At 69.8% G+C, this 16,775-nt stretch carries 18 protein-coding genes and 1 pseudogene; 9 read left to right on the forward strand and 10 right to left on the reverse strand.

The features are described from left to right. Positions 1 to 366 precede the first annotated feature (366 nt). Positions 367 to 930, reverse strand: coding sequence for an NADPH-dependent FMN reductase (locus EDD27_RS44385; RefSeq protein WP_127938180.1), 564 nt, complete (start codon positions 928 to 930; stop codon positions 367 to 369). 163 nt (positions 931 to 1,093) lie between these two features. Here EDD27_RS44385 and EDD27_RS44390 point away from each other — a divergent pair, with 163 nt between their 5' ends. After that, complete coding sequence (locus EDD27_RS44390; protein ID WP_277750856.1) at positions 1,094 to 2,026, forward strand: AraC family transcriptional regulator; 933 nt, start codon at positions 1,094 to 1,096, stop codon at positions 2,024 to 2,026. Between the two features lie 144 nt (positions 2,027 to 2,170). Here the strand turns inward: EDD27_RS44390 and EDD27_RS59060 are convergent, their stop codons facing one another. Beyond that, a complete protein-coding gene (locus EDD27_RS59060; protein WP_421917366.1) occupies positions 2,171 to 2,584 on the reverse strand; it encodes a transposase family protein in 414 nt (137 codons plus the stop codon). Between the two features lie 447 nt (positions 2,585 to 3,031). Further along, a complete protein-coding gene (locus tag EDD27_RS44400) occupies positions 3,032 to 4,042 on the reverse strand; it encodes a helix-turn-helix transcriptional regulator (protein WP_127938186.1) in 1,011 nt (336 codons plus the stop codon). A gap of 99 nt (positions 4,043 to 4,141) precedes the next feature. On the opposite strand from EDD27_RS44400, the gene EDD27_RS44405 reads away from it, so the two are divergent. Next, on the forward strand, positions 4,142 to 5,386 hold the full coding sequence (locus EDD27_RS44405; protein ID WP_127938188.1) for an FAD-dependent oxidoreductase: 1,245 nt from the start codon (positions 4,142 to 4,144) through the stop codon (positions 5,384 to 5,386). 825 nt (positions 5,387 to 6,211) lie between these two features. Here the strand turns inward: EDD27_RS44405 and EDD27_RS44410 are convergent. The 4 genes from EDD27_RS44410 to EDD27_RS44425 all read right to left on the reverse strand — a co-directional run bounded on the left by EDD27_RS44410 (position 6,212) and on the right by EDD27_RS44425 (position 10,574). Then, complete coding sequence (locus EDD27_RS44410) at positions 6,212 to 6,445, reverse strand: hypothetical protein (protein WP_127938190.1); 234 nt, start codon at positions 6,443 to 6,445, stop codon at positions 6,212 to 6,214. Positions 6,446 to 6,612: 167 nt separating this feature from the next. Beyond that, positions 6,613 to 7,854, reverse strand: coding sequence for a vWA domain-containing protein (locus EDD27_RS44415; RefSeq protein ID WP_127938192.1), 1,242 nt, complete (start codon positions 7,852 to 7,854; stop codon positions 6,613 to 6,615). Further along, positions 7,851 to 9,110: an AAA family ATPase gene (locus tag EDD27_RS44420; protein WP_127938194.1), complete on the reverse strand. Its 1,260-nt coding sequence runs from the start codon at positions 9,108 to 9,110 to the stop codon at positions 7,851 to 7,853. Before EDD27_RS44420 ends, EDD27_RS44415 begins: the two co-directional genes overlap by 4 nt. A gap of 78 nt (positions 9,111 to 9,188) precedes the next feature. After that, complete coding sequence (locus EDD27_RS44425) at positions 9,189 to 10,574, reverse strand: hypothetical protein (RefSeq protein ID WP_127938196.1); 1,386 nt, start codon at positions 10,572 to 10,574, stop codon at positions 9,189 to 9,191. Between the two features lie 182 nt (positions 10,575 to 10,756). Here EDD27_RS44425 and EDD27_RS44430 point away from each other — a divergent pair, with 182 nt between their 5' ends. The 4 genes and pseudogenes from EDD27_RS44430 to EDD27_RS44440 all read left to right on the forward strand — a co-directional run bounded on the left by EDD27_RS44430 (position 10,757) and on the right by EDD27_RS44440 (position 13,164). Further along, positions 10,757 to 10,981, forward strand: a complete 225-nt coding sequence (locus EDD27_RS44430) for a hypothetical protein (RefSeq protein ID WP_127938198.1) — start codon at positions 10,757 to 10,759, stop codon at positions 10,979 to 10,981. Between the two features lie 52 nt (positions 10,982 to 11,033). After that, positions 11,034 to 11,141 (forward strand): annotated as a pseudogene (locus EDD27_RS59065) (transposase); the annotation flags it as partial. A gap of 150 nt (positions 11,142 to 11,291) precedes the next feature. Next, positions 11,292 to 12,407 carry a S41 family peptidase gene (locus EDD27_RS57395; RefSeq protein WP_127938200.1) on the forward strand — a complete coding sequence of 372 codons (1,116 nt, stop codon included), beginning with the start codon at positions 11,292 to 11,294 and terminating at the stop codon, positions 12,405 to 12,407. A gap of 91 nt (positions 12,408 to 12,498) precedes the next feature. Next, positions 12,499 to 13,164: a maltokinase N-terminal cap-like domain-containing protein gene (locus tag EDD27_RS44440; RefSeq protein ID WP_127938202.1), complete on the forward strand. Its 666-nt coding sequence runs from the start codon at positions 12,499 to 12,501 to the stop codon at positions 13,162 to 13,164. Positions 13,165 to 13,454: 290 nt separating this feature from the next. Here EDD27_RS44440 and EDD27_RS58120 read toward each other — a convergent pair whose 3' ends face one another. Together EDD27_RS58120 and EDD27_RS44445 are read right to left on the reverse strand one after the other, a co-directional pair. After that, positions 13,455 to 13,586, reverse strand: a complete 132-nt coding sequence (locus EDD27_RS58120; RefSeq protein WP_277750799.1) for a hypothetical protein — start codon at positions 13,584 to 13,586, stop codon at positions 13,455 to 13,457. 144 nt (positions 13,587 to 13,730) lie between these two features. Further along, complete coding sequence (locus tag EDD27_RS44445; protein ID WP_127938204.1) at positions 13,731 to 14,183, reverse strand: winged helix-turn-helix transcriptional regulator; 453 nt, start codon at positions 14,181 to 14,183, stop codon at positions 13,731 to 13,733. A 91-nt stretch (positions 14,184 to 14,274) separates the two neighbouring features. Here EDD27_RS44445 and EDD27_RS44450 point away from each other — a divergent pair, with 91 nt between their 5' ends. The 3 genes from EDD27_RS44450 to EDD27_RS44460 are packed head-to-tail and all read left to right on the forward strand — an operon-like array spanning position 14,275 to position 16,181. Next, a complete protein-coding gene (locus EDD27_RS44450) occupies positions 14,275 to 14,868 on the forward strand; it encodes a dihydrofolate reductase family protein (protein ID WP_127938206.1) in 594 nt (197 codons plus the stop codon). Beyond that, complete coding sequence (locus EDD27_RS44455; protein ID WP_127938208.1) at positions 14,865 to 15,785, forward strand: NAD-dependent epimerase/dehydratase family protein; 921 nt, start codon at positions 14,865 to 14,867, stop codon at positions 15,783 to 15,785. The genes EDD27_RS44450 and EDD27_RS44455 overlap by 4 nt, the downstream gene beginning before the upstream one ends. A gap of 12 nt (positions 15,786 to 15,797) precedes the next feature. Next, positions 15,798 to 16,181, forward strand: coding sequence for a PPOX class F420-dependent oxidoreductase (locus EDD27_RS44460; RefSeq protein ID WP_127938210.1), 384 nt, complete (start codon positions 15,798 to 15,800; stop codon positions 16,179 to 16,181). On the opposite strand, the gene EDD27_RS56055 is transcribed toward EDD27_RS44460, so the two are convergent. Then, positions 16,075 to 16,707 carry a cupin domain-containing protein gene (locus EDD27_RS56055; RefSeq protein WP_206641929.1) on the reverse strand — a complete coding sequence of 211 codons (633 nt, stop codon included), beginning with the start codon at positions 16,705 to 16,707 and terminating at the stop codon, positions 16,075 to 16,077. The genes EDD27_RS44460 and EDD27_RS56055 overlap by 107 nt on opposite strands. Positions 16,708 to 16,775 lie beyond the last annotated feature (68 nt).

A 16,775-nucleotide genomic window follows, 5' to 3' on the forward strand; every position in this document is an offset into this window, starting at 1 on the left:
GGTGGCCGTCTGGACGACCGAATATTATTCTGGAGCGGTGCTGAAGCTACGTTCCCAGAGCCGTGAGGTGAGCGACGAGATCCTGCCGCACATCTCGTCCGGCCACAGCGACAACATCAACTTCTTCGGTCATCAACGTGGACGTGGAGGCGGAGCTGGCCAAGCTCGACCAGCACCGGCGGGGGTGGACGCTGCACCAGCTTCGCCATAGCGCGCCGCAGCATTTCGCTCAAGCCGGCCGTACCGCGCCCGGACTCCAGGCCAAGAGCCGCCACCAGCAGCTGGCCAGTCCCGGCCACTGTCTGCCGGACGACTACGAGCCTCATCAAGGGAACCAAACGTTCGTCGGTGGTCGGCTGTCGGTGGTCAGTTGTCGCGCAGGGGCTTAAGAGCGCGGCCCCAGGCGATGACGTCTTCCAGCATGGCGCTTACCGCGTCGTCCTGGTGGGCTTGTGGCTTGAGCTCGGTGAAGTCGATGAAGTCGTGGTGCATCAGCAACGCCACGTGGTGGCGGACGTCGGCGATTCCGAGCGCGGCCATGGTGCTGCGCAGGTGTTGAATGGCCCGGCCCGCGCCTTCCATGCCGTATCCGACGAAGCCCGCCGCCTTGTTGCCCCACTCGTGATAGATGAAGTCGAGCGCGTTCTTCAGAACACCGGGGAAGCTGTGGTTGTACTCGGGGGTGACGAAGACGAAGGCGTCCAGCGAGGCGACCTTCTCGGCCCAGCGGTGGGTATGCGGTCGGCTGTAACCTGCTGTCATCAGCGCGGGTACCGGCTCGTCGAGCTGCGGCAGGTCGTAGTCCTTGAGGTCCACCAGCTCGAACTGCGCACTGCCTTGCCTCGTCGCGCGGTCCAGGACCCAGCGGCCCACCGAATCGCCGACGCGGCCGGGTCGGGTGCTCGCGACGATGATGCCAACCTTGATCATGAGATCGCCCTTCGTTCAATGTGTGTGACCGGCTGGCTGACGCCGGCGGCAGCCAGCGTATGGAGAGTCACCGAGATGATCCATGTGTGAGAATCCTTCATGGATACGTCATCGTCCTCATTGATCGCCTGGCGAAGGACTCCGGTAGCCTGCGCTGGTGGACGTGCTGAGTCAAGTGATCGATTCCATGCGCTCGGGTCGACCGCGGTTCGCCCGCATCGCAGGGCATGGTGTGTGGGGAGGCCGGCTCCAGCCCGTCGCAGGCGTGGCGTTCCATGTGATGCTGCGCGGGGCCTGCACGCTGATTCCCAGCGCAGGCGATCCCGTCGCGCTGGGTGTGGGCGACGTCGTGCTGCTTCCCAACGGCCACGGCCACGGGGTGGCCGAAAGTGCCGGCGCGGAGCTGGAAGACGTCCCTCTCATGCGGGGGGACGAATTCCGGCTCGAACCGCAGACGATCTCGCTGGGATCCTCCGGCCGGCCGGTCTCCGCCATGGTGCTGAGCGGAATGTTCCCCGTTGACGACAAGCGCTGCCATCCGATCATCAACGACCTGCCCGACATCATTCACCTTCCGGCCCAACTGGGCCACGAGCCACCATTGCGCAACGTGATCGACCTTCTGGGCGGGGAGCTGGACAAGCCAGGCATCGGCACGGAGTCGGCGATCGGCTCGCTGCTCGACGCCCTGCTGCTGTTCGCCCTACGCGCCTGGTACGGGTCACATGGGGCCTGGGTCGGCTGGGGACCGGCCTTGAACGATCGGGCGATCAGCCACGTGCTGTGCCGCATCAACAACGACCCCGGCCAGCCATGGACGGTCCACGGCCTCGGCGCGGAAGCGGGGCTGTCGCGATCCGCCTTCGCCCGCCGCTTCACCACGCTCGTCGGCCGGCCGCCGCTCGGCTATCTCACCTGGGTGCGGATGAACGCGGCGGCTCAGACGCTCCGCGAGTCCGACGAGCCGCTGGAGACGGTGGCACGGAAGGTCGGCTATGGCTCGGAGTATGCGTTCGCGGCCGCCTTCAAACGGCACTTCGGCACCGCTCCCGGCAATTACCGCCGACAGAACTCGACGGTCTCGAAAGGGGCGTGACGCCAGCCCTCCGGTCAGGAGCCGTGACGCCTCCATCCCCGGCACCGGAGCTGTGGTGCTTTTTGCCGAAAGAATCAGCGGCCGCGCCGCCGGCGCTGCTGGTGCTCCCACTTGTCGACAACCGACCGCATGCGCCAGGCGAACTCATCGACCCCAGCACCCCTCGGGGTCGCCATCTGCGGATCCGGCAAGCTCCGCAACAGCCGCAGCAGCGTCGAGCGGCCCACCGCACAGGCCGGGCGCGCGGTATGACGGGCACCGGGACGCCCGCCCAGAGCCAGCGCCACCTCCGCAGCACCGCCGGCAGCCCCGCCGCGCACCGGCCGTGCCTGCTGGTAAGGCCGGACACCTGCTCGGCGAGGGTCCGCTTGTCACAGGCGGTGTTGTCGCAGAAGAAGCGCGCACCCGCACCTGGAGCAGCACCTCCTGCCCGGCCACCGACAGATCCGACAGGCACCGCTCATAGCGGCTATGAACCCGCATCGACTCGTATCCGCAGGCGGGACATTCGCCCTTCGGCTCCGTCGTCGCAGCCTTCACCCGCACGGTCGCCCCCATCCGATGCACCCGCTCGACACGAACGGCGGCAAGATGCGGGAACACGACCGCCTACAGCTCCATGATCGACACAGAGCAGCGTCCCGACATCGGCACCGGTCCGCATCCGGCTCAAATATGATCGTGATCTCAGAAGTGCGGCCGATCACGGAAAGTGGGCCAGACCCAGTTTTCAGCCGTCGTCGTCACGCCTGACCGGTCCTTTCGTCGGCCCCGCGCGGCGCGATCGCGGTTCCCCGGACCACTGCGTCGAATGCGGTATCGGCCCTCTGCTCCCGAAGCTGTCCGCAGCTGCCAGGTAGGGGTTGCCCCTTGGTCAACAACTGAACGGCCGACGGTGTTGGCGAGTCGACATTTGCCCGGCTTTGATCACATGGCATGGATCATTCGGTGCGACAGCCGGATGACGCTTTGCCGTACCCGTAGGAGTTCCAGGCCGTCAGGCCGTCATGCGTTCTCGAGGGGGCCAGTCGCTACTGCTCGCCACCTGCGCACGAGCCGGCGGCAGGCTCGTCTCAGCTCGACGGGCGTCACGTGATCCAGATCGGCGTCGAAGGTGGCGAGAAGCCCGGCGACACCTGCCCAGGACCACGCCCCGATCGTGAGGCGGCAGTGATCGGGACCGAGGTGCTCAACAACCGATCCGCCGGGTGCCCAGCGTGCGACGGTTTCAGCGGGCAGATTCAGGCGTGCCGTACCGGTGCACTGCCAGGTGGCGGGGGTATCGCCGCGGTCGTGGCTGGTCATGACGAAGCGTGCGACGTCACCGCCGGGCAGGTCTCTGGGCGTGAAGGGGAGGCCGGTGGGCGGGTGCAGGTGGAGGCGGTCGAGGCGGCGTACCCGCCAGTTGCCGTCGGCGACGTCCCAGGAGACGAGGTACCACCGTCCAGCCCAGATCACCAGGTGATGAGGTTCGATCCGGCGAGCGGGGGCGAAGTCGTCATCGCCCGGAGCCGGGCGGGTGCCGTCGGCCCTCACCGTGTCGACGATCAGGAGGTGGCGGTGGCGCACCGCGCTTCCGGCGGCTTTGAGTCTTTCGGAACCGATGGGGGGCGCCGGGAACTCCCAGTAGTTCTGCAGGCTGGTCACGTGCAGCGACTCCATGGCCGTCCGAAGCCTGGCCGGCATGACCCGTTCGATGGTGTTCAGAGCGCGTCTCGCGTCCTCGCCGAGTCCGAAGATGCTGCTGGGCGCGGTCTGCAGAGCCACCGTGATCGCGAGCGCCTGCTCGTCGTCGAACAGCAGGGGTGGCAGGGTGCGCCCGGCGCCCAGCCGGTACCCGCCGGCTGGGCCGTGGATGGTGACGACGGGGTAGTCGAGGGCCCGCAGGGTCTCGATATCACGGCGGACGGTGCGCTCGCTGACTTCCAGCCGCAAGGCGAGCTCGCTCAGCGACCAGCATCGGGGGGTCGCGAGCAACGACAGCAAGCGCAGTGCGCGTCGTGAAGTGTCGGCCACCTGCCCATCATGCATCTGATGGTGGCCATCCCGTGTCCACTACCGGTGGCACTGTGTCCAGTAAGGCCTTGTCAGCGAGCTAAGGGAGTCGTGCTCAGGATGCGTATCGTCGTCGTCGGGGGCGGAATCGGCGGTTTGGCGCTGGCCGCGGGGCTGCGCCGGCATGGGTTCAACGTGGCGGTCCTCGAGCGTGACACCGATGTCACGGCAACCGGGGGCTACCACATCACCCTCGACGGGCGGGCCCAAGAAGCCCTGCGCCAGCTCGTCCCGCCGAAGCTCGTCGAACAGCTGCTGGCCTCCTCATCGGCGCTCCGGCTACGCGACCCGGACGCGTTCTGGGACCGGCACGGCCGTCTCCTGGGCTACGGGCCGCAGCTGGCCGACAGCCCGAGCGTGGACATCGACCGCATCACGTTGCGGACCCTCCTTGCCGACGCGGTCGGCGAGGATCTCCACCTAGGGCAGACGGTCACCGGCCTCGGGTACGCCGACGACGGCACACCGCAGGTCGTTCTCGCCGACGGGTCGATCCGTGAGTGTGACCTGCTGGTGGGGGCGGACGGTACCCACTCGCTGGTCGCCCGGCACCTCGCCGGCGGCCCGACGAGCGCACCCGCCGGGATCGTCGGCTTTTCCGGCAGGACGGCGGCCGAGAACCTGAGCCCGCTGGAGCAGCAGCGACTCGGAACGCGATCGGGAATGGTCATCGCTCCTCGGGGCGCGGCACTCTACGTCGGCTTCCTCGACCCCGTGGGCAATGCCGTACTCGATGCCCCTGACCAACGTGCCGCGATCACGAGCGGCCCCACCTACATCTGGGGCGCCATGTTTCCCGAGTCCGCCGAGACCGACTCTATACGCGGACTTCGCGGGGAGGAGTTGCGTGATGCGCTCCTGGCCAGGTTCCGCCGTCAAGGATGGGGAGAACGCCCGCTCGAGGTCATCGTCAAGGCCGATCCCGGCAGCATCGCCGCGTTCCGCTTCAACGCCGCCTCCTCACGCGTGAGGGACCTCGCTCCCTGGCCCGCCGGTCGCATCACCGCTTTGGGTGATGCCGTGCATGCCACCCCGCCGACCGCCGGCATGGGAGCGGGCGCTGCCATCCGCGATGCCGCCAGCCTGCTGACGCACCTGCGTGAGGTCACCGACGGCTCCTGCACCCTCCCCGTGGCCGTCAGCCAGTTCGAGGCGGGCATGCGGGTGCGTGGCAGCGAGATTCTCATTTTGGCTATGCGGACTGTCCGCTGGATTCTGGCCACCGACACTCCGTTGGGTGCGGCGGTCACCGCTGCGGCAGCCCCTGTGATCGCGGCAGTCAGGCAGCTCAGGCGTCAGCGCTGAACCCGATCCCTTCCTGGCCCGTATGGCGGGCCGCGTCTCCGGATCTGCGGGACGGGGCCCTGTGGGGGGTGATCCGTACGGCCAGGCCCGGCGCTCGGGTCCGTGTCACCCGGGGCAAAGGAGACCGTTCCAGCAGGTTATGACGGTTGCAAACGCGCCTCTCAGAACATCGGAGTCGGCCCCTCCGCTCCCTAATTGCTCCAGCCCCAAGGTGGGTCTTGATGCGCCGTGAGGCCTCACAGAGGTGTCGGGATTAGACGGTGTCCCGACAGGGGGCCGCCAGACCCCGAGAAGCGGACATCGGCGGATGAAACACCCCGCCAGCAGGCTGGGTTCGATCTCTGATTGACGACAGTATTTTCCGACGGGATCACGCTTGCCCGCACCGGCCTCCGGCTGTTCCACCACTGAGCGTGATTCCTGGCGGGGCCGGCAAGCCCGCTCTTGCCCGTACGTGAAAGCGATGGCCTGAGGTCGGTCAACCAGGCGGGTGCCGCGAGATCAGCGACGTCGTGGCCGAGGCACCACGTCGTACGCCGGGGCTCCTACGGCGCCCCACGGCTCGCCCCCTGCTTTCGTCGAGTGGCTGGGGCCTCGGCGCTACTCCGCCAGCGGTAATGGAGTCGATCGAGATTCAGGCTCGGGTCGCCGCCAGCACGTGGTCACCCAGCAACGAGAAAGGCCGACTGCGGGGCCGTGTCGGTCCTTGCGCCGGCGGGCTACCTTCAGACGGTGGATGAGCAGACAACTCCGACGGCTGGTATGACGATCAGTGTCCGCACCCGCCGGGACGTCGTGATTGTGGATCCAGAGCGGTTTCTGGCGTCAGCTCGCGCGGCGTACTGTGATCTCCATCCAGGGGCCAGCGAGGAAAGCGCAGGTGAAAATATCCGCGACGTCTACGACGCCGTACACATTCTGCTGGACCGGTTCGGTCGGCTCGTGGCCGACGCGCCAGAGACGTTGATCGGCCGCGGTGGACCACGACCGGGCGAACGTGTTCTGGACCGTCCAGACGGCCTCTCCCCAGCGGGCGAACTCCAGCAGATCGTGCTCCATGACCCGATGCCGTTGCAGGATTACGGCTGCTTCCTCCCCGAGGACCCCTTCGCCTTGCCACCCGACTCCCAACCCTGAATTGGCACCTGTGTAAGCAAGACCGGCCCCGCGGCACACATGCTCCAAGCGAACTCCGACAGCACAGTAAGGCGTTTCCGCCAGTCTGATCAGCCGATGTCGACCACCCGAGCCCATTCGGGCGGCACGTCCGGCACGTACTCAGGATCGTCCTCGTCCCACGACCGGGCCGCTCTCCTCCGCGAGAACAGCCCCACCACCGTCCGGCACGGTGGCCGCGCCTCCGGCCAGGGGGTCTGCCCGTCGGTCAGGATCACGATGACGTCTGGCCGCGGGCTTGCCCGCAGCGCCGTGGCGAAGCCCGTACGCAGGTCCGTCCCGCCACCGCCCACCAGCGTGATCCCCTCGGCACGGCACAGCGGTTGCACGGCCTGGGCCGCCGCATCGCACGACAGCACGCTGACCAGGTCGCGCCGGCCCCCTACGGCGCGGACGATCGCGGCGACCTCGAGAAGCGCGCTCCCCAGTTCGGCGTCGCCGACCGACCCCGACGTGTCGATGACCACGGAGACCCGGGGCGGCCTGCGCCTCAGGCTCGGCAGGATGACACCGGGCAGGCCGGCGGAGCGCCGCGACGGCCGGCCGTAGGTGTAGTCCTCACCCGCACCCGGGCCGGACGCCGCCGGGCGAACCGCCGCGCCGAGCAGTTCCCGCCACGGCTGTGGCGGGTGGAACGCCTCCTCGGCCCACCGCCGCCACCCCTGCGGTACGTCACCCGGGCGGGCGGTGATGCCCTGCGCCACCCGGAACCGGACCGCGTCTCGTTCCTGCGCGGTGAGCCCGTTCGCGCCTTCCGGCCCGAGGTCCCACTCCCGCTCCAGTCCGTCGGCGCCGCTGCCGCAGTCCAGCCAGGCCAGCCCCTGCGTGTACGGCCCGAGCCGGAACTGACGCAGGTAGTCCTCCATGAGCTCCCCCTCGGGCAGCCCCAGCATCCCCGGTTCGGCGGCGCCCTCGGGCGGGGTCAGCCCGTCCCCGAACACGTCGTCGTTGATCTCGAAGTCCGCGGCGATGTTCATCCGCAGCCGGTCTCCCGGTCCGGTCAGTCCCCGCTCCGACGCGACCCGGTCGCTCCGGCCGTGATGGTCGCGCAGCAGGTGAGAAACCTCGTGCACCCACACCCCTGCCAGCTCCTCCACAGGGGTCCGGGCGACGAAGGCCGGCGAGACGTAGCACCGCCAGTGCCGGTCCACGGCCATCGTCGGCACGAGCCGCGACTCCACCGTGTGCAGCGCGAACAGCGCCGTAGCCAGATAGGGCCGGACCCGGGCGGCGTGCAGCCGGGCGGCGAAGAGCTTCTCGAGGTCCAGTGTCCCCGCTACGCCGGGCGTCATCGGCCTGTCCCCGCGACGGCCGCGACTCGCACCGCGGCCTCGTCCGCCCGCCTGCTCAAGGACACGGCCCCGGCGAGCTGCTCGATCGACGCCGGTACGTCCCAGTCCGCGCGGCGCAGCGCGGCAAGCGTGGACGCGGGTACGACCACCAGATCCGGGGCCCCGGTCTCCAACGCCCGTACCAGCAGTGCCCACGCCGCGTCCCAGCGGGACTTCTCCGGCCGCCTCCGGACCGCCTCGACCACGCCGTCGAGCACGGCCTGGCGCAGGTCGCCCCGCTCGGGCAGGTCGGCCGCCGCCGGGTCGGCCAGCAGCGCCTCAGGGTCCGGGAGGTCCATCCGGTCCATGGCGGCCAGCAGCTCCAGCCCCGGGCCGTCCCCAACCGTGCCCCGGACCAGCAGGGACAGCACGTCCCTGGACGTGTTGGCCGCGGTCGCGAAGGCGACCAGACGCAGTGCCATCTCCCAGCTGCGGGGTGAGGGCCATGGACCGCCCCGGCGGGCTTCGTTGCTCGGCAGCCGATGCACGAGGGCGGGGCGGGCGGCGAGGAGCCCGCACACCGCGCGTCGGGCGAACGTCACGGCCTCTGACAACCGCTCCGGGTCGAGCCGCGGCAGCGACGCCCGCGGCCAGGTCCCGCCGAGGCCGCGTACCACGACCTCGTGGTCATGCACCCACTGCAGATGAACGAACCGGTTCGCCAGGGGCGCACTCAGCTCCCAGCCGTCGGCCGCGGAGGACCGCGGATTGGCGGCCGCCACGATCCGGACACCGGCCGGTAGCCGCAGCGCGCCGACCCGCCGCTCCAGCACGAGGCGGAGTAATGCGGCCTGGACGGCCGGCGGCGCCGTGGACAACTCGTCCAGGAAGAGCAGCCCCCGGCCCGACTGGGCCAGGCGCACGGCCCAGTCCGGCGGAGCCATCGGGACTCCCTGCACCGCGGGGTCGTCACCGACCACGGGCAGGCCGGAGAAGTCGGACGGCTCGTGCACGCTGGCGATCACCGTTGTCAGCGGCAGGTCAAGGGCTGCGGCGAGCTGCTGCAGAGCCGCGGTCTTGCCGATCCCCGGCTCTCCCCACAGCAGCACCGGCAGGTCGGCCGCCACGGCCAGGGTCAGCGCCTCCAACTGCGTATCGATGCGCGGCTCTGTGGCCGTGTCGTGGAGCAGGGCGAGCAGATCGGCGGCGACGTCCAGCCGGGAGGCGTGAGCCGGACCGGAGGACGCGCCGGTGGTGACAGATGAAGATGTGGGCATGCTGGATCACCTCTGAAGTCTGGTTGGCCGGGAACAGTCGAGCGGTGGGACAACGCAAGGAAGATGAGGCCCGCGGCGTCAGCGGGATGTCGCGTGGCGCGGGCGTGCCCGGTCGCCGCGGGAGCGCCGGCCTGGCCGGGCGGCCGGGCCCTGCCCGAGCCCGGCCAGGCCGGCCCGGAACAGTCCGTGGTCGATGCGCCGTTGCGCTTCCGTCTCCAACGCGTCGCGCAGGGCGCCCTCGGGCAGGGCCGCATCGGGTCCGAGGAGACCTTCGACGGCGGCCAGAGCGCCGGCGGTGTCGCCGTGGTCCAGGCGTGCGCGGACGTCTATGAGACACGCCGGGTTGCGGTGTGCCTGGTCGATCACCTGCAGGCAGGGGAGCGGGGTGCCGGTCAGCGCGGCCAGCAACTTCTCGCGGCGGACCTCGGCCGGGTCGTGGTCCAGCGGGACGAGCACACCGTTCACGAGATCGATTCGGTGCTGGGCGCCACGGCACTCGACCAAGCGTGGACGGGCTCCATCGTCAGGGAGCCGTGGAGCCACGGCCGGGGCATGGCCTGGTATGAGCGCCGACGCGACGAGCGGGTGCAGCCGGTCCGCCTCGATCAGCCCGGCGCGAAGCAACGCCAGGTCGGGCAGCACCCACGTGGCCGCGTCGGGCAGCACCGGCAGTGCGGACCCGCCATCCCTCGCAAGGGCCGTCGTCATCTGCAGCGCCAGCGGTCCGGAGGCAGCCCCGTCCGCGGCCGGCTCCAGTACCAGCTGACGCCGCCCCCCGAGCCGCACGGCGACCGCACCACCGGCCCGCCCTTCCTCGCGGAGCAGCATCCACGCCTCGTCCGCCCACCGGTCCACGGCGCAGCCGCGCTCCAGCGGCACCTCCAGGTTCGGAGCGGGACGTGCATTGTCGGGCGGCCGGTCCGCTCCCGAACGGGTCCGGAGCTCATCGACCCTGCGGACATCCCACAGGTGGCGGTGCAGATCGAGGCGGAAGCGCCGGTGAGGACGGGGATGCGGATGCGGACCGGCCCCGAATCGGGACCCATCCCACAGAGCCAGGCTGATCCGCTGACCGGCAGCCGCCCAAGCCGGCGGCGTCCGGGCCACGAGGTGCACCGTGCCGCCGCCGCCATGCCCCGCCGGGTCGTACTGGGCTAGCGAGACGGTCAGGCCCGGACGCAACAGCCCGTCCGGCGCGATCCTCGGCATGTGCCAGCGCAGCAGGTCAGGAGCCAGATGGCGGAGATCGGTCCGGAGGTGGGCGGCGAACTCCTGGCCGTGGGCGTGTGCCGCTTGGCGCAGATTCAGATCGACGTCGACGTGTGCCGCGGCACACGCTCCCGCCCAATCTCCGGTGGTACGGCGGGCGGTCGCAGCCTCGATCATGGAGGGCGGCACGGCGAACTCGCGCACGCGCAGCCAGAAGGAAAGGCGGGAATCCGCATTCGCAGTCGAGTGGTGCATCAGCACTCACCTTGTGCGAACAGGACCCCCAATCTTCTGAAGGAGGTATTCATCTTGATCAGCGTACAACGTTAGGCAGTGGATCCGCCAAGCAGTTTCGTTGTCGGACGCCCCACCGCCTGAGGTGAGCGATCTTCGGCCCGCCCTGCCTTTGGTAGGTGTCGATGCGTCACACTGGGGCCGTGTCGGATCGGGACCCCGCGTTCGCTCGCGATGCTGCGACCGCCGCCTATTACGAGCAGCGCGCCAAGGAGTACGACGAGTGGTACCTGGCGCAGGGTCGCTTCGCATCGCTCAACCCACCCGCATGGCACCTGCAGGTTTCGCACCTGGTGGACTTGGTGGGCGGGCTGCCAACGGGACAGAGTTTCGTCGCGGCTCGCGTGACGTGGTCAAACCGGTCGTGACGCCGCACGGCTCCACGCACCTGCACCCGCGCCAAGACCGTCATCGCCGATGTCAGGCGTGGATGAGATGGTCATCTCCCTGTCGGCCAAAGGGCTGACCACCGGCGAGATCTCCGCGCACCCGGCCGAGGTCTACGGCGCCGAGGTGTCCAAGCAGACCTGTTGATCGAGCGAAGCGACAGGCGGCCGTCGGAACGGCGGGCGGTGATGAGGCTGCGGACGATTCCGCGGTCGCGTAGCGGTCGGGCATGCCGGCGGAGTGCGGCGGGGCGGCCGCGGTGGCGGCGGCCGGGCGGCCAGAACAGCAGCGATGACCCCTCTCCGCAGTGACAGCGTCGTGCTGGACCTGCGCGGCAACGGCGGCGGCAGAGTCACGGAGGCGACCCGGCTGGTCAGCGCGTTCGCCCACGGCAAGGTCACCGCCTACCTGTGCACCGTGGACGGCAAGTGCGAGACCTTGCGCACCGACGACACCGTCGAACTGATCGACCTGCCGCTGACGGTGCTTATCGACCGCAGCTGCGCCTCAGCCTGCGAGCACGTCAGCTCCGCGATCAAGGACCTGCGTCTCGGCCAGTTGGTCGGCACCAGAACCGCCGGCGTCATCTCCGGCCCGTCGCAGTCGTACCTGCTCAGCAACAACACCACGCTGGGCTTCCCCACCAGGCACCACCTCGGGCCCAATCGCGAGGTGATCGACCGGATCGGGGTGGCAAGCACGCTCACGTCCCTGGCCGAAGACCTGGCCAGCCGCGGGTACGCCGGGATCGACCACACCTACGAAAGCTACGCCACGACCTTGGCCGACGGGCGGGTCGCCGAATGCCTGGCCTGCGACAGCGACGCCGACCCGGGCTTCGGCACGGGGGTGGTCGCCGGCCGGGCGGCCGACGTCTCCTTCGTGCTCGACCAGCTGCCATCGAAGTGGGACGGTTCCGACCGGATCGACCGCTCCAGGATCGCGATGGCCGGCCAGTCGATCGGCGGAGCCAGCGCCATGGCGGCCATGGTGAAGGACTCCCGAGTGCGCGCCGGGATCGACATGGACGGCACCACCTACGCCCGCATCCCCAAGACCGGGTTCTCCCGGCCGTTCATGTTCCTGGGCTCGGCGCAGCACGTCCCCGGCGGCCGCGACACCTCCTGGGACCGCGACTGGAAACTGCTGACCGGCTGGAAACGCTGGATCGTGCTGCCGGGCGCGGAACACCAGTCCTTCACCGACGGCCCGCTCATGGCGGACGCCCTCGGCATCAAGCCCGCCTACGGCGTCCTGCCCGCGGCGCGCTCCGCCGAGCTCACCCGCACCTATGTGGCAGCCTTCCTCGACCAGCACCTGAAGTCCCAGCCCCAGCCCCTCCTGGACAAACCGTCATCGCGCTACCCCGAGGCCAAGATCTGCCCTGCGACCTGCGGCCAATCCTGAGGCCCTGTCGTGGCAGAGGAACCGCTCTGCCGGCCGATGGGAAGATGCGCGGTGAAAGGTCGTACCCGCTCAACGGAAGAGAATCCTCGGCATGGCCGTCATCCACCACACCGCCCTCAATCCGACCAAGCTGGAACTGCTCACCTCCTGGCTCCCCTCCCGGCCGTGGTACGTCGGCGGCGCGGGCGAACCAGAATTGGCCAAGGCCGGCGGCTTCCGGCTGGACGACCCGGAGGGTGAGGTCGGGATCGAGTTCATGGTGGTCACCGACACCTCCGGCACTCACCCGACCAGCTACCTGGTGCCGCTCACCTATCGCGGTGCCCCGCTCGACGGGGCGGAGCACGCCCTCGTGGGCACCATGGAGCACGGGGTGCTGGGGCGGCGCTGGGCCTACGACGGCTGCCACGACCCGGTGCTGGTCGCCCAGTTGCTGGCCCTGATCGAGGGCCGGGTCCAGGCCCAGGACCAAAACACCAGCGACACCCCCGACCGGGAGGTCACCCGCTCCTACATCGGTGACGGCCTCGCCCTCACGGACTTCACCGCCACTGCCACCGACGACCAGGAGGGCACTGAGCTGCCTGGACCGCAGGGGACGACCCTTCGCTTGCACCGGGTCCTGCGTCCCGCCCCGGACAACGCGCCTCTCCTTCCACCGGACGCGATTGGCCACGTCGCCGGCTCCTGGCACGTACCGGATGGCACCCGCGCACGGGGGCTGTTCGTTGCCTTGAACACCGGCGCTCGTGCCTAGATCTCAGCGAGGGACCAGATGACGGACGACCTCGTCGAGACCCTCCAAGGCGACCGCCGGGACTGAGCGTGCCCCACCAGAGTCCCGATCCCCTGCAGGCCGGCGACCACGACGAGGGCAACACGCGCGGTATCGCTCGCCAAGAAGGCGGGCCTCGCCGGCCAGCGGGTCACCGGTGCCGGTCCGCAGGGGCATCGGCGGCAGGCCGGACAGGTCCGCGGCGAGCGGGCAGCTGCTGCTGCTCCTTGAGCGCCGTCAGCATGGCGAGGACCAGCCGGCCGCCGGCGGAGTCACCTGCAGACCGCGAGCGCACCGGCCAGCGGGCGGAACTCGAAGGCCGACCCGGCCACGTACGCGCCGCCGTGCAGGTGCAGCAGGGGCGGCGGGCGGCCCGCCACCTCGACCACCGCCAGGACCGGCACCCCTCCGGCATTGACCGGCCGTACACCGATCCCTTCCGGCAGCGCGAACGGCGTGGAGGCCCTCCACCCGTGTTGGCGGCCTCGGGGGTTGCGGGCGACCTCGATCGACCGGAGCGCATGAAGTTCGGGTGAGATCGGTCTGGGTCAGAGGGCCGCGCCTGGGCCTGCCAGCGGGTCGACGTCGGCGGCGTGCATCGGCTCGCCGCAGTGGGCGCAGCGCAGGTCGACGTGGCTGATCTCGCCACACGCGTGGTGGCGGTAGAGCACTGGCGGCCCGGCTTCGCCGGCGAGCCACCTGTCCCCCCAGCCGGTCATGACCATGAGCAGGTCAACCAGCTCGGCTCCCTTGGCCGTCAGGTGGTACTCGTAGCGCGGTCGATTGTCGTAGGGGCGGCGCTCGAGCACGCCGTGGTCGACGAGGTGGTTGAGCCGCTCGGTCAGCACCTTGCGGGAGATCCCGAGGTCGGCCTGGAGCTGGTCGAAGCGGCTCATGCCAACCCATACGTCGCGCAGGATCAGCGGCGACCATGGCTCCCCGATCACGTCCAGGGTGCGCGCGATGGAGCAGGCCATCTCCCCGAATTTCGTGCGTTGCATGGGATCAGTCTAGCAATTGGGGTTCCCTAAAGAAACTCCGGGTGGTACGGTCGTGGAGTCTCTTAAAGGAACTCAAGAAGGAGTCGCCAAGATGAGCAAGGTCATCAGCGCCCACGCGGTGTCGGTCGACGGTTACATCACCGGGCGCGGTCCGGGCGCCGGGCGCGGGCTGGGCGATGGAACGATGCTGTTCGACTGGTACTTCAATGGCGACACACCCAGCCAGGTGTTCGACGGGTTCCGGCTGAGCGAGCCCAGCGCCCGGGTCTTCGACGCCCTCGCCGGCCGCGTGGGTGCGGTCGTGGCGGGGCGCAACACCTATGAGGACTCCGACCATTTCGGAGGCGGCAGCCCGCACCCGGCGGCCCGGCTGTTCGTCCTCAGCCATCGGGCGGCGCCGGAGATGACCGAGCGGCAGACCCTGGTCACCACCGGCATCGAGGACGCGGTCGCGGCGGCTCGCCAGGCCGCCGATGGCAAGGACGTCGGCCTCATGGGCGGCGGCGTGCTGGCCGCCGCGCTGGAAGCGGACCTCGTCGATGAGGTGATTCTCCACCAGGTGCCCGTCCTGCTGGGCGCCGGTCGCAGTTTCTTCCAGGAGCTCCCGAAGCACGTACACCTCCGTCTGCTGGAGGCCGTCCCGGCCGCCGGCGTGACCCACCTCCACTACGAGGTGGCCCGATGATCCTGGTCACCGGAGGGTTGGGCATGATCGGTGCCCACACCGCCCGCGCGCTCGTGGACCTCGGACACGAGGTCGTCGTCACGACGCACCGCCGGACCGAGGTTCCGTCGTTCCTCGCCGGCCGGGTCACCGTGGAACCCCTCGACGTCACAGACCGGGACGCCTTCCTCGCGCTCGCCGGTCGCCACGACATCAGTGACATCGTCCATCTCGCCGGCAGCATCCCCGGCGATGACCCGCTCGGCTTCTTCCGTACGGACACGACCGGCCTGCTCAACGCACTGGACGCCGCCCGCACCTGGGGCGTCCGCAGGTTCGCCGTCGCCAGCAGTCTCGGCGTGTACATCGGCCGGACCGAGAGCCGCTGGCACGAGGAGCTCGCGCTGCCCGCCGCGGACCTGCCGCACCTGATCATCGCCTTCAAGAAGGCGGTCGAGCCACTGACCACGCACAGCCTCCAGGGCAGCGGGGTCCAGCCGGTCGTACTCCGGATCGGGAGCATCTGGGGACCGCTGATGGACCCGGAATCACCGTTCAACCACATCCCGCCGTACATCAGCGCTGCACTCCGCGGTGAGGAGCCGCAGCCGCTGTACGCCGACGACGGCGGCGACAGCTGCTACGCACCCGACGCCGGGCGCGCGATCGCCCTGCTGACGACCGCGGAAACCCTGCGGCACAACACCTACAACGTCTCCAGCGGCCGACCGTTCACCAATCGCGCGCTCGCGGAGGCCCTGAAGGCGATCACCCCCGGCCTGCGGCTCGACCTCCTGCCCGGACGGCAGACCGGCCCCGGCGACAACCCCTACCTCGACATCACCAGGCTCACCCACGACACCGGCTTCGCGCCGGCCTTCGACATCGCCAAGGCGGTCGCCGACTACGTCGCGTGGCGCGCCGAAAACCCCCGCTGAAGGAGTACACCCATGCTTGACCCCGACGTGCGCCGCGTACTCGATGGCACTTCGATCGCGCACCTCGCCACCGTCCTGCCGGACGGCTCGCCCCACACCACTCCCGTCTACGTCGGCGCCCTGGGCGACCGAATCGTCTTCTTCACCGGTCCGAGCATGCGCAAAGCACGCAACCTGCGCCGCGACCCCCGGCTGGCGCTGTCCATCGCGCCCGTCGACAACCCCTTCGAGCCCGTTGTCGTCCGCGGGAAGGCCGTCGAATGGCTCGAGGGCGACGCGGCGTGGGAGATCATCGACCAGCTGGCCACGAAGTACACCGGTGAGCCCTATCCCCGAGGGCAGGAGCGCATCGTGGTCCTGATCGAGCCCGAGCGACAGACCGTCGGTATCGGCTGAGCAGCCTCGAGTCCATCCCGAGGAGAGCGTACCCGCCGCCGAGCCAGCCGAAGGGCTCACCTGGAGCGCTCACCTGAAGCCGACATTCACAACGACACGTCGCATCATGGCTGGTAACCCGTCGGTGTCGTCGTTCGGCCAGTTCCTCCGCGCTGACCACGGTGAGAATCGGGGTACCCGGCGGCGCGAACATGGTCACCACCAGCTGCGACTGCACGTCCGGAAGGTTGTTGGCGCCCTGGAGGTGGATCACGTCGCCCCCGGGCTCGAACAGGGCGTCACCGGCCTTGAGCACCCGCGGCGGCTGCCCCTCCAGTTCGAAGAGGATCTCGCCCTGGGTCACGTAGCCGAAGATCGGCCCGGGGTGCCGGTGCGGCGGCGCGCCGGGGTCGCCGGGCGGCAGGGTGACCCGGATGGTCCGGGCCTCGGCGCCGGCCGGGATCCTGGCCGCCGCCTCCGGCAGGGTCGTGATCACCTCAACGCCTGGGGGCAGGTGGGCGTGCTCGGCGCTCATGTATTCCTCCATCCAAACAGGGGCTGTCCACAGTAAGGACAAGACGGCCTCCCCGTTTGTGACAGCCCAATGCAGCGAAC

Source organism: Nonomuraea polychroma (assembly GCF_004011505.1).
Lineage (GTDB): Bacteria > Actinomycetota > Actinomycetes > Streptosporangiales > Streptosporangiaceae > Nonomuraea > Nonomuraea polychroma.

Coding starts and splice junctions, on each gene's coding strand:
- EDD27_RS57395 (WP_127938200.1), top strand. CDS start 11,292: ATGACCCCTCTCCGCAGTGACAGCGTCGTGCTGGACCTGCGCGGCAAC.
- EDD27_RS44445 (WP_127938204.1), bottom strand. CDS start 14,183: ATGCAACGCACGAAATTCGGGGAGATGGCCTGCTCCATCGCGCGCACC.
- EDD27_RS44460 (WP_127938210.1), top strand. CDS start 15,798: ATGCTTGACCCCGACGTGCGCCGCGTACTCGATGGCACTTCGATCGCG.
- EDD27_RS44385 (WP_127938180.1), bottom strand. CDS start 930: ATGATCAAGGTTGGCATCATCGTCGCGAGCACCCGACCCGGCCGCGTC.
- EDD27_RS44420 (WP_127938194.1), bottom strand. CDS start 9,110: ATGCCCACATCTTCATCTGTCACCACCGGCGCGTCCTCCGGTCCGGCT.
- EDD27_RS44425 (WP_127938196.1), bottom strand. CDS start 10,574: ATGCACCACTCGACTGCGAATGCGGATTCCCGCCTTTCCTTCTGGCTG.
- EDD27_RS56055 (WP_206641929.1), bottom strand. CDS start 16,707: ATGGAGGAATACATGAGCGCCGAGCACGCCCACCTGCCCCCAGGCGTT.
- EDD27_RS44455 (WP_127938208.1), top strand. CDS start 14,865: ATGATCCTGGTCACCGGAGGGTTGGGCATGATCGGTGCCCACACCGCC.
- EDD27_RS44440 (WP_127938202.1), top strand. CDS start 12,499: ATGGCCGTCATCCACCACACCGCCCTCAATCCGACCAAGCTGGAACTG.
- EDD27_RS44415 (WP_127938192.1), bottom strand. CDS start 7,854: ATGACGCCCGGCGTAGCGGGGACACTGGACCTCGAGAAGCTCTTCGCC.
- EDD27_RS59060 (WP_421917366.1), bottom strand. CDS start 2,584: ATGGGGGCGACCGTGCGGGTGAAGGCTGCGACGACGGAGCCGAAGGGC.
- EDD27_RS44450 (WP_127938206.1), top strand. CDS start 14,275: ATGAGCAAGGTCATCAGCGCCCACGCGGTGTCGGTCGACGGTTACATC.
- EDD27_RS44410 (WP_127938190.1), bottom strand. CDS start 6,445: ATGGAGCACGATCTGCTGGAGTTCGCCCGCTGGGGAGAGGCCGTCTGG.
- EDD27_RS44405 (WP_127938188.1), top strand. CDS start 4,142: ATGCGTATCGTCGTCGTCGGGGGCGGAATCGGCGGTTTGGCGCTGGCC.